Here is a 13,384-nt window from a genome sequence, read left to right as displayed (position 1 = left end):
CACGGCTGGCAAAGACGGGATTTGTCCTTGGTCCTGGCCTGTGGTGGTGGCGAGTGCGGGATCAAGGGATGGCTGTAGCACATCGGGCTGGTATCGCCAGTATTTCTGAGGAGGTAAAGCGATGTTGTTAGCAGGTAAGCGAGTGGTGATTACCGGGGCGTCCCGTGGCATAGGGCGGGCCATTGCACTGGGCTGTGCCCGCCATGGGGCGGATGTGATGCTGGGCCACAGTGGCCGCAGCAGTGCGGATGACATCCTGACCCTGCGTCACCAGATTGAGGTCCTGGGGCGCAAGGTGGCCGATCAGGCGGGTGATATCGGCGACCCCGACACCGGTGCCGCGCTGATTGCCATGGCCGTGGAGCACTTGGGCGGAGTGGATGTCTTCATCAGCAATGCCGGCATCTGTCCTTTCCACGCCTTTCTGGACATGCCGCACGAGACGTATTACCGCACGGTGAATACCAATCTCAACGGTGCTTATTTTGCGGTACAGGCAGCCGCACGCCAGATGCAGCAGCAGGGCGAAGGCGGCGCCATCATTGCCGTCAGCTCCATCAGTGCCCTGGTGGGCGGTGGCATGCAAACCCACTACACCCCCACCAAGGCCGGTTTGCTGTCGCTGATGCAGTCCTGCGCCATTGCCTTGGGGCCGCTTGGCATCCGCTGCAATGCCTTGCTGCCGGGCACCATAGAAACCGACATCAACCGGGAGGATCTGGCAGATCCGCACAAGCGCAGCTACATGCAAAACCGCATCCCGCTGGGGCGGCTGGGGCAGCCGGAGGATCTGGTCGGCCCGGCGGTATTCCTGGCTTCAGACCTGGCGCGTTATGTCACCGGTGCCAGCCTGCTGGTGGATGGCGGCATGTATGTCAATCTGCAATAGGAGTTGCCCATGCAACTGCCAAGCAATCAATTCAAATCTGCCTTAAGGCAGATGCCTTCATCTTCCCCCTTGTACGGCATCTGGGCCGGCATGGCTTCCGCCTATAGTGCGGAAATCCTGGCGACCACCGGCCATGACTGGATTTTGCTCGATGGCGAGCATGCGCCCAATACCGTGCCCACGCTGTTGGGACAGCTACAGGCGCTGGCGGCTTATCCCGTCAATCCGGTGGTGCGCATTCCGCATGGCGACCCGGCATTGATCAAGCAGGTGCTGGATATCGGCGCACAAAGCCTGATGGTGCCGATGGTGGAGAGCGCAGCGCAGGCCGCAGCCCTGGTGCGGGCCATGCGTTATCCGCCAGCGGGGATACGTGGTGTCGGCGGCGGGCTGATTCGTGCCACCCGTTGGGATGCGGTGGTGGATTACATACCGCAGGCCGATCAGGCGCTTTGTCTGGTGGTGCAGATCGAATCTTCACTCGGGGTGGAAAACGCGGCGCAGATAGCAGCAGTGGAAGGCGTGGATGCCATCTTTATCGGCCCGGCCGACTTGTCCACCAGCATGGGCCACGCGGGTAATGCCAGCCATGCCGAGGTCCAGCACAGCATCCGCCACACCATTGACTGCTGTCTGGCACAGGGCAAGGCCTGCGGCATTCTGGCACCCAATGAACAGGATGCCCGCCGCTATGCCGAGTGGGGTTGCAGCTTTATTGCCATCAGCATCGATATCCCGCTGCTGCGTCAGGCGGCACTGGCCAGCCTGGCACGTTTCCGTGCCTCCCCTTTACCTGCCAGCGGCAGGCAAGCTTATTAGATCTCCCCCGGCAAGGGCCCTCTCGGGTGATGTGCGCCCAGCATGGCAACATGATTTTTCAGGAGCATTCCGATGTCTGAAATTCAGCAATTGCGTCATTACATCAATGGCCGTTTTATCGAAGGTGCCGATCACCATGGGGTGAGTAATCCGGCCAATGGCCAGATGCTGGCCCATTCTCCGCAGGCTTCCGCGCAGCAGGTGGCACAGGCCATCAGCGCAGCCCGTGCCGCCCAGCATGACTGGGCTGCGCGTCCGGCCATCGAACGTGGCGGCTTTCTGCGCAGTATTGCCGCCCTTGTTCGTCAGCAAGTGGATGTGCTGGCCCATACCATTAGCGCAGAACAAGGCAAAACCCTGGCGCTGGCCAGGGTTGAAGTGCGCTTTACTGCCGACTATCTGGACTATATGGCCGAATGGGCCAGGCGCATTGAAGGAGAAGTCATCAGCAGCGACCGGGCCGGCGAGCAGATATTCCTGCTGCGCAAACCGCTGGGCGTGGTGGCCGGCATCCTGCCCTGGAATTTTCCTTTCTTTCTGATTGCCCGCAAGATGGCTCCTGCCCTGCTGACCGGCAATACCATCGTGATCAAGCCCAGCGAGGAAACGCCGATCAACTGCCATCTGTTCAGCCAGTTGGTGGCGCAGTCAGGCTTGCCGGCCGGGGTGTTCAATGTGCTGTATGGCCGGGGACAGACCGGGGCTGACATGGCTGGCAGCGCGGATGTCGACATGATCAGCTTTACCGGCAGTGTGGCGACCGGTGCGCGCATTGCGGCAGCGGCAGCCCCGCATATCACCAAACTGAATCTGGAGCTGGGTGGCAAGGCACCAGCCATCGTACTGGCCGATGCCGACCTCGATCTGGCTGCCAGGGCCATTCACGCTTCGCGCATCATCAATACCGGTCAGGTTTGCAACTGTGCCGAACGGGTTTATGTCGAGCGCAAGGTAGCAGATGCCTTCATCGACAAGGTGGCCAGCGCCATGGCGGCAACCCGCTATGGCGATCCGCTGGAGGTGGCGGATATCGACATGGGGCCGCTGATCAACCACCAGGCACTGGAAAGGGTGCAGGCAAAAGTGGCGCAGGCGGTGCAGGCAGGGGCGCAGTTGATCACCGGCGGTCAGGTGGCGGATCTGGGGTCTGGATTCCATTTCCAGCCCACGGTGCTGGCCGGCTGCCATGGGCAGATGGATGTCATGCTGCAAGAGATATTCGGCCCGGTATTGCCCATACAGGTGGTGGACAGTCTGGAGGAGGCGATTGCCCTGGCCAATGATTCTGCCTACGGCCTCACTTCATCCCTCTATACCCGCGATCTGGCCAAGGCGATGCAGGCAATGCGAGAGCTGGACTTCGGCGAAACCTATATCAACCGGGAAAACTTCGAAGCGATGCAAGGTTTCCATGCCGGAGTGCGCAAATCCGGCATCGGTGGGGCTGACGGCAAGCATGGCCTGTACGAATACACGCATAGTCATGTGGTGTATTTGCAGGCTTGAGTTGCATTGGTTCCTGCTGGGCATGAGTACTTGCTTGCCCGTGCTGTCATGCAAAAAGCATGACAGTGCGTGACGGTTTTGATTAGAATGAAACCGAGAGTACGAGCTCTCTTTTTTCATTCCTTTATTCATAAGCCCGGGTTTTCCGGGCTTTTTTTTGTCTGCCAGCAGGATATCCGGTAGCGGTAAGCCATAAAAAAACGGCCCCGCAGGGCCGCTCAACAGGGTAGAGCCAGCAATCAGAAAATAAAGTGTTCTTCGTCCAGTGCCATCAGTGGTGCAGCACCGCCCTTGATGCGCGCCAGCAGGGTATGCACTTCGGGGAAGAGTTTGGCCATGTAGAAGCGACCGGTGGCAATCTTGGCCTGGTAGAAGGCATCATCGCCCTTGCCCAGGCTGGCATGCGCCACCTCAGCCATGCGCGCCCACAGCCAGGCATAAGTCAGGTGGCCGATCAGGCGCAGGTAGTCGGTGGCGGCTGCACCGGCTTCGTCCTTGTTCTGCAGGCTGGCCATGCCAATGCCCATGGTGACTTCGCCCACGTCTTTCATCAGCCTGGACAGCGGGGCAATATATTCCGCCAGCTTGTCATTGCCTTCATTGGCCTGGCAGAACTGGTGAATCTGCTTGGTGAACTTGCGCAGTTTCTGGCCCTGATCCAGCAATACCTTGCGGCCCAGCAGGTCGATGGCCTGGATGCCGTTGGTGCCTTCGTAGATTTGCGAGATGCGGCAGTCGCGCACCAGTTGCTCCATGCCCCATTCGCGGATGAAGCCGTGGCCACCAAATACCTGCATGCCCATATTGGCCGCCTCAAAACCGTTATCGGTCATGAAGGCCTTGGCCACCGGGGTGAGCAGGGCCACCAGGTCCGCCGCATCCTGCCGCTGTGCGGCATCCGGATGCTTATCTTCGATATCCAGTTGCAGCGCCAGCAGGGCGGTCAACGCACGGCCAGCCTCGGTATAGGCTTTCTGGGTCAACAGCATGCGGCGCACGTCCGGATGCACGATGATGGGGTCGGCCGGTTTGTCCGGGTATTTGTTGCCGGTGAGTGCGCGCATTTGCAGGCGTTCGCGTGCATAAGCCAGTGCGCCCTGGAAGGAGGCTTCGCCAATGCCCAGGCCCTGCATGCCGCAACCCAGGCGGGCGGCGTTCATCATGGTGAACATGCAGGCCAGGCCCTTGTTGGCCTCGCCAATCAGCCAGCCCTGTGCCTCATCCAGATTGATCACCGCCGTGGCATTGGCCTTGATGCCCATCTTGTGTTCCAGGCTGCCGCAGGCCACGGTGTTGCGGCTGCCATCAGCCAGGAATTTGGGCACGATGAACAGCGAGATGCCCTTCACATCCTTCGGCGCATCCGGCAGACGTGCCAGCACCAGATGGATGATGTTGTCGGACATGTCGTGCTCGCCCGCCGAAATGAAAATCTTGGTACCGGTAATGCGGTAGCTGCCATCGCCATTCGGTTCGGCGCGGGTTTTCAGCAGACCAAGGTCGGTGCCGCAGTGCGGTTCGGTCAGACACATGGTGCCGGTCCAGCTGCCATCTACCAGTTTGGGCAGGTAGGTAGCTTTTTGCTCGTCGGTGCCGTGGGCGTGGATGGCAGAGTATGCACCGTGTGACAGGCCGGGGTACATCGACCAGGCTACGTTGGAAGAGCACTGCATTTCCATCACCGGGAAAGCCAGCGACTTGGGCATGCCCTGGCCGCCGTAGGCCGGGTCGCAGTCCAGTGCCGGGAAGCCTAGTTCGCAATACTGCTTGTAGGCTTCCTTGAAGCCTGGCGGTGTGGTGACAGCCTTGGTGGTGGGGTCGAACTGGCAGCCTTCTTCATCGGCCTGGCGGTTCAGTGGTGCCAGCTCGCTTTCACAGAATTGGGCTGCAGCTTCCAGATAGGAAGTAAAAATGTCCTGGGTGGCTTCTTCATAGCCGGGCAGCCCGGGGATGATGTCCTGTACTTTGATCAGTTCGTTGAGCACAAAGTCAAAGTCACGCAGCGGGGCTTTATATGCGGGCATGAGGTCTCTCCTTGTTGGTTGCGCTGCCCGGGTTTTCCGGGTCGAATAGCCATGGGTGGCGGAGCGTTTTTATTGATTCGCTTAATTCAAACGCTTGTTTAAATTATTCTGCGCCGTTTGACAACTCTTTTGTCAGCTGGCTCCTGCCGGTGTGGCTTTACGACAACGGGAACCAACTCCTGCCATGCAAACTTTCTTGCGTCGTGCCAGTAATTATCGCCATCAGTTGCTGTATCGCCCCGGACTGGGATGGTTGGGCCGCTGGCTGGATCAGCCGGCCTACTGGACCCTGAATCGCCGCAAGGTGGCGCGGGGAGTGGCGTTAGGCCTGTTTGCCGGTTTACTGCCTGGTCCGCCCAAGCGGCTGTCCACGCTGATGCTGGCCTTGTGCTTGAAGGTGAATCTGCCGGCTGCCTTGTTGGCGACGCTGTACAGTAATCCGCTAACCATCCTGCCAATTTATTTTCTGGCGTATTCCTGTGGACTGCTGTTACTGGGTGACCCTGCTGCAGGTACAATGAGCCAGCCTCCGGCATGGGCGGAGCAAGACTTGTGGCAGTGGGGCCAACAAGTGCTGGACTGGCTGCTGGCATTGGGATGGCCGCTGTTGCTGGGCTTGCTGGTGTTTGGCCTGACCTTGTCCACACTGGGGTATCTGGCAGTCATGCTGGGCTGGCGTTGTGCCGTGGTCCGTCACTGGAAAAACAGAAAGGCAGCACGTGGATCTTGTTGAAAAGCAATTGCAGTCGGCACTGGTGTACGAGGGTGGGTTTCTCCAGGTGCACAAGGACAAGGTATTGCTGCCGGATGGTGCAGAGGCCAGCCGCGAGTACATTCTGCATCCTGGTGCAGTTGCCATCCTGGCCCTGACTGCAGACCGCAAGCTGGTGATGGAGCGCCAGTACCGCTATCCCGCCGGTCGCGTATTCCTGGAAATTCCGGCAGGCAAGATCGACCCGGATGAAGCCCCGGCGCTGACCGCCCGGCGCGAGCTGCTGGAAGAAACTGGCTATCAGGCTGCCAGCTGGCGCCACCTGGGCACGGCCTATCCCTGTATTGGCTATTCGAACGAGCAGATCAGCTATTACCTGGCCGAGGATTTGGTGGCAGGTGAGCGCCAGCTGGATGAGGGAGAATTCCTGGAGGTGCTGACCCTGCCGCTGGAGCAGGTAATGCAGATGGCGCTGAGCGGGGATATCTGCGATAGCAAGTCCATCGTTGGCCTGCACTGGCTGGCTGCGCATCTTGACGGGAGACTACCCGGTGCCACCGTTTGATCCTTATCACGAACGACGCGGTGCGCGCCGTCTGCAGATGGGCTGCAAGGCACGCATCAAGTCGCTGCACACCGGTGAAACCCACTATGGCGAGTGCGTTGACCTGTCGGTAGACGGCATGGCCTTTCGCAGCTCGTTTGTGCCACAGCATGGCGAACGCCTGTCTGTCATCGTGCTGGCACCTGCCGTCGGCGGCTTGCCAGGGAAGCCGCTGGAGGCCGAGGTGGAAGTGCGGCGCTGCAACGAGGTCAAACGTGGTCAGGTCTATGAAATTGGTACCCGTATCATCAAGCGCAAAAGCTGAAACAGCTGCTTGCAAATTGATACATAAAAACACCCCCAGTACTTTTAGTCGGGGGTTTTTTTATGTTATTGATTTGAAAAGATAAATTTTTAAAAATGCAATATGGAAAATAGATATCAGTAAATTTTCTTTGGTCATATTAAGAAAATTCCTCACTAAATTCAGTTACTTAGTTAATTTTTTTGGCATTTTCAATTGTTTCGTTGCTTTTGTTCTTGCTCTTCCCCGCATGTGCTATACCCAGAAAAAGAGAATCTGAAAGCCAGTCAGTACGCAAATTCTGCAAGGGGATAGCGGGTGCACCATGCACGCCGTGCGCACCCCTGCAACCAGCCAGGAGAGAGCCATGCACCCGGATATCTTGAGCCACTACGCCTCACGTTACGACAAGACGCGTGAAGAGGAATACACCATCCAGGAGTATCTGGAGATCTGCAAGCGTGAGCATTCTGCCTATGCCACAGCCTCCGAGCGCATGCTGATGGCCATCGGCGAGCCTGAGCTGGTGGATACCCGTCACGACCAGCGCCTGTCGCGTATTTTTTCCAACAAGGTCATCAAGGTTTACCCGGCCTTCCGCGAGTTCTATGGCACCGAAGAGGTGATCGAACAAGTGGTGGCCTATTTCCGCCATGCCGCCCAGGGACTGGAAGAGAAGAAGCAGATTCTCTACTTGCTGGGACCGGTGGGTGGCGGCAAGTCTTCCATTGCCGAAAAGCTGAAAGAGCTGATGGAGCAAGTACCGTTCTATTGCCTCAAGGGCAGCCCGCTTAACGAGTCGCCGCTGGGCCTGTTCAATGTGGAAGAGGACGGTGCCATTCTGGAAGAAGAATTCGGCATTCCGCGCCGCTATCTGAAAACCATCCCCAGCCCGTGGGCGGTGAAACGCCTGCATGAATTCAATGGCGACATCGGTCAGTTCAAAGTAGTGAAGCGCTACCCGTCGGTGCTACGGCAGATCGCCGTCGCCAAGACCGAACCGGGCGATGAAAACAACCAGGACATCAGTTCGCTGGTGGGCAAGGTGGATATCCGCAAGCTGGAAAAATACGCCCAGGACGACCCGGATGCCTACAGCTACTCCGGTGGCCTCTGCTTGGCCAATCAGGGTCTGCTGGAATTCGTGGAAATGTTCAAGGCCCCAATCAAGGTGCTGCACCCGCTGCTGACTGCCACTCAGGAAAGCAACTTCAAGGGTACCGAAGGCTTTGGTGCGATTCCTTTCGATGGCATCGTACTGGCGCACTCCAATGAATCGGAGTGGAAACAGTTCCGCAACAACAAGAACAACGAGGCCTTCCTCGACCGTATCTATATCGTCAAGGTACCGTACTGCCTGCGCGTGACCGAAGAGATCAAGATCTACGACAAGCTGATCCGCAACTCGTCTCTGGGCCATGCGCCGTGCGCCCCCGGAACGCTGAAGATGATGGCGCAGTTTGCCATTCTGTCGCGGCTGAAAGAGACGGAAAACTCCAGCCTGTTCAGCAAGATGCAGGTGTACGACGGCGACAACCTTAAAGATACCGACCCCAAGGCCAAGTCGCTGCAGGAATACCGCGACTACGCCGGGGTGGACGAGGGCATGAACGGTCTTTCCACCCGCTTTGCCTACAAGATTCTGTCCAAGGTGTTCAACTTTGATAATCAGGAAGTGGCTGCCAACCCGGTGCATCTGTTGTATGTGCTGGAACAGCAGGTGGAGCGCGAACAGTTCCCGGCCGAGCAGGAACAGAAATACCTGACCTTCCTCAAGGAGTATCTGGCACCGAAGTATGTCGAGTTCATCGGCAAGGAAATCCAGACCGCTTATCTGGAAAGCTACTCGGAATACGGCCAGAACATTTTTGACCGCTATGTCACCTTCGCCGACTACTGGATTCAGGACCAGGAATACCGCGATCAGGATACCGGCGAAATCTTCGACCGTACCTCGCTCAATGGCGAACTGGAGAAAATCGAAAAACCGGCCGGAATTTCCAATCCCAAGGACTTCCGCAACGAAATCGTCAACTTCGTGCTGCGGGCCCGGGCCAACAATGGCGGCAAGAACCCGACCTGGACCAGCTACGAAAAGCTGCGCACGGTGATCGAGAAGAAGATGTTCTCCAATACCGAAGAGCTGTTGCCGGTGATTTCCTTCAATGCCAAGGCCAGCGTCGAAGACGCCAAGAAGCATGAAGACTTCGTCAACCGCATGGTGGAAAAGGGCTACACCGCCAAGCAGGTACGCCTGCTGTGCGAATGGTATCTGCGGGTACGCAAGTCCTCCTGACCATGCAACGGCAGCCCGGGAATATTCCGGGCTGACCGGCACCGATTTCTGCCCGGTCTGTCTGACATTAGACAGACCGGCCAGGCCAGACTTGCCGTGCTTGTGCAAACCGGGCCGCAGGAGACAACAGCGAGGTTGCCATGTCCCACATCATAGACAGACGCCTGAACGGCAAGAACAAGTCCGCGGTCAACCGCGAACGCTTCTTGCGCCGCTTCAAGGCGCAGATCAAGGAAGCCGTCTCTCGTGCGGTGAAGGGGCGCAGTATCACCGACATCGAGAGTGGCGAGAAAGTCTCCATTCCGGTCAAGGATATTTCCGAGCCGGTATTCCATCACGGCCAGGGGGGGATACGCGAACAGGTTCATCCGGGGAATGAGGAGTTCATTCGTGGCGACCGCATCCCGCGCCCGCAAGGCGGGGGAGGTGGTGGAGGTGGTGGCAAGGCCAGCCAGGATGGTGAAGGTGAGGATGACTTTGTCTTCGAGCTGTCACGCGAGGAGTTCCTCAACGTCTTCTTCGACGACCTGGCCCTGCCCAATCTGATCAAGACCCAGCTGATGGGTGTGGAAGAGCTCAAGCAGGTGCGGGCTGGCTACACCAATGACGGCACGCCGGCCAATATCAGCATCGTGCGCTCGCTACGCGGCGCGCTGGCCCGGCGCGTGGCCATGGCGGCACCTACGCTGGCCCGGCTGGGAGAGGCCGAAGAAGGTCTGGACGAACTGCTGGAATCCGACGATGAAAGCACGCAGGAAGTGCGCGAGCAACGCAAGCGCATCCATCTGCTGCGCGAGAAGCTGGGCAGCATTCCCTTCATCGACCCCTTCGATCTGCGCTACAACAACCGTATCCAGCAGCCCAAGCCCACCAGCCAGGCGGTGATGTTCTGCATCATGGATGTATCCGGCTCGATGGACGAGCAGAAGAAGGATATGGCCAAGCGCTTTTTCATCCTGCTCTATCTGTTTTTGCAGCGAAACTACGACAAGATCGAGGTAGTGTTCATCCGTCACCACACCAGTGCGGTGGAAGTGAATGAAGAAGACTTCTTCCACTCGCGCGAAAGCGGCGGCACCGTGGTGTCCTCGGCGCTCAACCTGATGGCTGATATCGTGAAGAAGCGCTACAACAGCAGCGAGTGGAACATCTATGCCGCCCAGGCTTCCGACGGCGACAACTGGGACAGCGATTCGGCCAACTGCGGCCGCATCATGGAAGAGCAGCTGCTGCCTTATTGCCAGTACTTCGCCTACATCGAAATTACCGAAGGCGAGCCACAGAATCTCTGGTACGAGTACCTCAAGGTCAAGGAGCGCCAGCGCCACTTTGCCATGCAGAAAATCCGCTCGGCCTCCGATATTTATCCGGTATTCCGGGAGCTGTTCAAACGCCAGCCAGCCACGCGCGCCTGAGCGCCGGGGTGGCCAGCCAAGGGGAAAACAGCATGACACCCATTTCCACCGGGTCCGAATGGACCTTCGACCTGATCGACGAATACGACCGCGAAATCCGCAAGATTGCGGTGGATGAATTCAAGCTGGACGTGTATCCCAACCAGCTGGAAGTGATTACTGCCGAGCAGATGATGGATGCCTACTCCTCGGTAGGCATGCCGGTGAATTATCACCACTGGAGCTTCGGCAAGCATTTCGTCTCCACCGAAAAAAGCTACAAGCGCGGCCAGATGGGCCTGGCTTACGAGATCGTCATCAACTCCAGCCCGTGCATTGCCTATTTGATGGAAGAAAATTCCATGACCATGCAAGCACTGGTGATTGCTCATGCGGCGTATGGCCACAACAGCTTCTTCAAGGGCAATTACCTGTTCCGTGCCTGGACCGATGCCTCGGCCATTATCGACTATCTGGTGTTTGCCAAGTCCTATATCAGCAAATGCGAAGAGCGTTATGGCATCGATACCGTAGAGGAGTTGCTGGATTCATGCCATGCGCTGATGAACTACGGCGTTGACCGTTACAAACGGCCACAGAAGCTGTCACTGGCCGAGGAGCAGGCTCGGCAGGAAGAGCGCGAGCAGTATTTGCAGATGCAGGTGAATGACCTGTGGCGCACCATTCCGCGCCGTGACAAGGATGATGCCAACCGTGAGCCACCGCGTTTTCCAGCCGAGCCACAGGAAAACCTGCTGTACTTCATCGAAAAATCTGCCCCCTTGTTGGAGCCGTGGCAGCGCGAGCTGGTACGTATCGTGCGCAAGGTGGCGCAGTATTTTTACCCGCAGCGCCAGACCCAGGTAATGAACGAAGGCTGGGCCACGTTCTGGCACTACACCATCCTCAACCGCTTGTACGACAAGGGGCTGGTGACCGATGGCTTCATGATGGAGTTTTTACAGAGCCACACCAATGTGGTGTACCAGCCGCCGGTGACGGCGCGCTGGTATAACGGCATCAACCCGTATGCGCTGGGCTTTTCCATGTACCAGGACATCAAGCGCATCTGCGAGAACCCCACCGAGGAAGATAAAGCCTGGTTCCCCGATCTGGCCGGCAGCGACTGGCGCGCATCGCTGGAGTTCGCCATGAAGAACTTCAAGGACGAAAGCTTTATCTCGCAGTACTTGTCACCCAAGCTCATCCGCGAATTCCGCATGTTCTCCATTCGCGATGATGATCACGAGGACAAGCTGGAGGTGTCGGCCATTCATGATGAAAACGGCTATCGCGATATCCGCAGCAAGCTGGCCGAGCAGTACAACCTTGGTTCGCGTGAGCCGAATATCCAGGTGTGGTCGGTAAATGTGCGTGGCGATCGCAGCCTGACCCTGCGTCACACCATGCATAACCGTCGCCCGCTGGACGAGGGCAGTGCACAGGAGGTGCTCAAGCATGTGGGACGATTGTGGGGCTTTGATGTGCGGCTGGAGAGCGCGGACAACGATGGCAGCATCACCCAGCGTTTTGAAGTGAAATCCAGCCTGGAACTACAACGGCTGTAGTATGTGATCGGGAGGAAAAGGGCCTGCCTGCAAGACAGGCCCCGACAGGCCTTAGCGCAGACCCAGAACATCCTGCATGTCAAACAGGCCGGCAGGCTTTTCAGCCAGCCATTTGGCAGCACGTACGGCACCGTTGGCAAAAGTGGCGCGGCTGGAGGCCTTGTGCGTGATTTCCACACGCTCGCCCAGGGCGGCAAACAGCACGGTATGATCGCCCACTACATCGCCTGCACGCACGGTGGCAAAGCCGATGGTGTTGGGGTCACGTTCGCCGGTTACGCCTTCACGGCCATAAACGGCACATTGCTTCAGATCACGGCCCAGTGCGTCGGCAATCACTTCACCCATGCGCAGGGCGGTACCGGAGGGAGCGTCCACCTTGAAGCGGTGGTGGGCCTCGGTGATTTCGATGTCGTAGCCTTCGTTCAGTACGCGGGCTGCCATGTCCAGCAGCTTGAAGGTGAGGTTGACCCCGACACTGAAGTTGGAGGCAAACACGATGCCGATTTTTTCGGCAGCGGCCTTGATGGTCGCCTTGCCGGCATCATCGAAACCGGTAGTGCCGATGATCATCTGCACCGCATGCTGTTGGCACTCTTCCAGATAGGCCAGTGTTGCTTCCGGACGGGTAAAGTCGATGACTACATCTGCTCCGGGCAGGGCAGCCGCGAAGTCGCTGGAAATCTTGACGCCGGTCTGCTGGCCGATGAACAGGCCTGCATCCTGGCCAATGAAGTCCGAGCCGGCACGATCCACTGCGGCGTGGAGGCGCACGCCCGGAATAGCCAGTACGGATTCAATCAGCGTGCGGCCCATGCGACCGGCAGCACCAACAATGATGACTTTCAATTCGCTCATTGTTTCTGACCTTCCTGCGAGGCAGGCTGTGCCTGCTGGGCCGGAGCCGAGGCATCAACCGGCAGGACGGCGCGCTCGGCCGGTTGTGCCGTGCCTTCTACCCGTACCATGGTGTCGCCTTCAAAGAACACGGTCAGCAGCGTCTTGTCCACCAGCTTGCCCTGCTTGGTATCCTGATAAGGATAGTCCCAGCGGTTGCTGTGGAAGGCATCTGTCAGCAGCGGCGTGCCCAGCAGGAAGCGGACCTGCGAGCGGGTCATGCCGGGTTTGAGTTTGGCCACAGCATCTGCCGTGACATAGTTGCCCTGCTGGATTTCCATTTTATAGGGAGAAATCCAGTGGACGGGATTCATGGAGGTGCAGCCGGAGAGGGCAATGACGGCAGCGATGATCAGGGCGCGCATGAGACTCCGATGAGCTGAGTAATAATTAACTGGCGATGTTAGGCAAAGCCGCAAAAAGGCTTTATC

Annotated in this window: 12 protein-coding genes; 9 read left to right on the top strand and 3 right to left on the bottom strand. The window is 58.1% G+C overall.

Annotation, left to right across the window (positions count from 1 at the left end; all coding sequences use genetic code 11):
* Positions 1 to 121 precede the first annotated feature (121 nt).
* From GSR16_RS14270 to aldA, 3 genes are all read left to right on the top strand, one after another.
* Positions 122 to 889: an L-rhamnose 1-dehydrogenase Lra1 gene (locus tag GSR16_RS14270; RefSeq protein WP_159878497.1), complete on the top strand. Its 768-nt coding sequence runs from the start codon at positions 122 to 124 to the stop codon at positions 887 to 889.
* 51 nt (positions 890 to 940) lie between these two features.
* Positions 941 to 1,708, top strand: coding sequence for an HpcH/HpaI aldolase family protein (locus GSR16_RS14265; RefSeq protein WP_240902496.1), 768 nt, complete (start codon positions 941 to 943; stop codon positions 1,706 to 1,708).
* 81 nt (positions 1,709 to 1,789) lie between these two features.
* Entirely contained in the window at positions 1,790 to 3,214 is a 1,425-nt protein-coding gene (aldA, locus tag GSR16_RS14260) for an aldehyde dehydrogenase (protein ID WP_420837524.1), read from the top strand.
* A 239-nt stretch (positions 3,215 to 3,453) separates the two neighbouring features.
* Here the strand turns inward: aldA and GSR16_RS14255 are convergent, their stop codons facing one another.
* Positions 3,454 to 5,238 (bottom strand): acyl-CoA dehydrogenase C-terminal domain-containing protein, encoded by a 1,785-nt coding sequence (locus GSR16_RS14255; RefSeq protein WP_159878491.1) that lies wholly within the window; start codon positions 5,236 to 5,238, stop codon positions 3,454 to 3,456.
* Between the two features lie 184 nt (positions 5,239 to 5,422).
* Here GSR16_RS14255 and GSR16_RS14250 point away from each other — a divergent pair, with 184 nt between their 5' ends.
* The 6 genes from GSR16_RS14250 to GSR16_RS14225 all read left to right on the top strand — a co-directional run bounded on the left by GSR16_RS14250 (position 5,423) and on the right by GSR16_RS14225 (position 12,056).
* Entirely contained in the window at positions 5,423 to 5,971 is a 549-nt protein-coding gene (locus GSR16_RS14250; RefSeq protein ID WP_159878489.1) for a DUF2062 domain-containing protein, read from the top strand.
* Entirely contained in the window at positions 5,958 to 6,515 is a 558-nt protein-coding gene (locus tag GSR16_RS14245; protein WP_159878487.1) for an NUDIX domain-containing protein, read from the top strand. The genes GSR16_RS14250 and GSR16_RS14245 overlap by 14 nt, the downstream gene beginning before the upstream one ends.
* Positions 6,502 to 6,819 carry a PilZ domain-containing protein gene (locus tag GSR16_RS14240; protein ID WP_159878485.1) on the top strand — a complete coding sequence of 106 codons (318 nt, stop codon included), beginning with the start codon at positions 6,502 to 6,504 and terminating at the stop codon, positions 6,817 to 6,819. Before GSR16_RS14245 ends, GSR16_RS14240 begins: the two co-directional genes overlap by 14 nt.
* A 346-nt stretch (positions 6,820 to 7,165) precedes the next feature.
* Positions 7,166 to 9,094, top strand: a complete 1,929-nt coding sequence (locus tag GSR16_RS14235; RefSeq protein WP_159878483.1) for a PrkA family serine protein kinase — start codon at positions 7,166 to 7,168, stop codon at positions 9,092 to 9,094.
* A 140-nt stretch (positions 9,095 to 9,234) separates the two neighbouring features.
* Positions 9,235 to 10,509 (top strand): YeaH/YhbH family protein, encoded by a 1,275-nt coding sequence (locus GSR16_RS14230; protein WP_159878481.1) that lies wholly within the window; start codon positions 9,235 to 9,237, stop codon positions 10,507 to 10,509.
* A gap of 32 nt (positions 10,510 to 10,541) precedes the next feature.
* Positions 10,542 to 12,056, top strand: a complete 1,515-nt coding sequence (locus GSR16_RS14225) for a SpoVR family protein (RefSeq protein ID WP_159878479.1) — start codon at positions 10,542 to 10,544, stop codon at positions 12,054 to 12,056.
* 51 nt (positions 12,057 to 12,107) lie between these two features.
* On the opposite strand, the gene dapB is transcribed toward GSR16_RS14225, so the two are convergent.
* Complete coding sequence (dapB, locus tag GSR16_RS14220) at positions 12,108 to 12,914, bottom strand: 4-hydroxy-tetrahydrodipicolinate reductase (protein ID WP_159878477.1); 807 nt, start codon at positions 12,912 to 12,914, stop codon at positions 12,108 to 12,110.
* The gene (locus GSR16_RS14215; RefSeq protein ID WP_159878475.1) at positions 12,911 to 13,318 is read right to left on the bottom strand and encodes an outer membrane protein assembly factor BamE; all 408 of its coding nucleotides are present in this window, start codon (positions 13,316 to 13,318) and stop codon (positions 12,911 to 12,913) included. Before GSR16_RS14215 ends, dapB begins: the two co-directional genes overlap by 4 nt.
* Positions 13,319 to 13,384 lie beyond the last annotated feature (66 nt).

The organism is Aquitalea denitrificans, assembly GCF_009856625.1.
GTDB lineage: Bacteria > Pseudomonadota > Gammaproteobacteria > Burkholderiales > Chromobacteriaceae > Aquitalea > Aquitalea denitrificans.
The sequence above is the reverse complement of the archived record's forward strand: the minus strand, read 5'-3'. Positions and strand labels throughout refer to the sequence as shown.

What these genes read in the sequence shown, in the direction of transcription:
- GSR16_RS14270 (WP_159878497.1), top strand. Translation starts at nt 122, where the DNA reads ATGTTGTTAGCAGGTAAGCGAGTGGTGATTACCGGGGCGTCCCGTGGC.
- GSR16_RS14265 (WP_240902496.1), top strand. Translation starts at nt 941, where the DNA reads ATGCCTTCATCTTCCCCCTTGTACGGCATCTGGGCCGGCATGGCTTCC.
- GSR16_RS14255 (WP_159878491.1), bottom strand. Translation starts at nt 5,238, where the DNA reads ATGCCCGCATATAAAGCCCCGCTGCGTGACTTTGACTTTGTGCTCAAC.
- GSR16_RS14250 (WP_159878489.1), top strand. Translation starts at nt 5,423, where the DNA reads ATGCAAACTTTCTTGCGTCGTGCCAGTAATTATCGCCATCAGTTGCTG.
- GSR16_RS14235 (WP_159878483.1), top strand. Translation starts at nt 7,166, where the DNA reads ATGCACCCGGATATCTTGAGCCACTACGCCTCACGTTACGACAAGACG.
- GSR16_RS14230 (WP_159878481.1), top strand. Translation starts at nt 9,235, where the DNA reads ATGTCCCACATCATAGACAGACGCCTGAACGGCAAGAACAAGTCCGCG.
- GSR16_RS14225 (WP_159878479.1), top strand. Translation starts at nt 10,542, where the DNA reads ATGACACCCATTTCCACCGGGTCCGAATGGACCTTCGACCTGATCGAC.
- dapB (WP_159878477.1), bottom strand. Translation starts at nt 12,914, where the DNA reads ATGAGCGAATTGAAAGTCATCATTGTTGGTGCTGCCGGTCGCATGGGC.
- GSR16_RS14215 (WP_159878475.1), bottom strand. Translation starts at nt 13,318, where the DNA reads ATGCGCGCCCTGATCATCGCTGCCGTCATTGCCCTCTCCGGCTGCACC.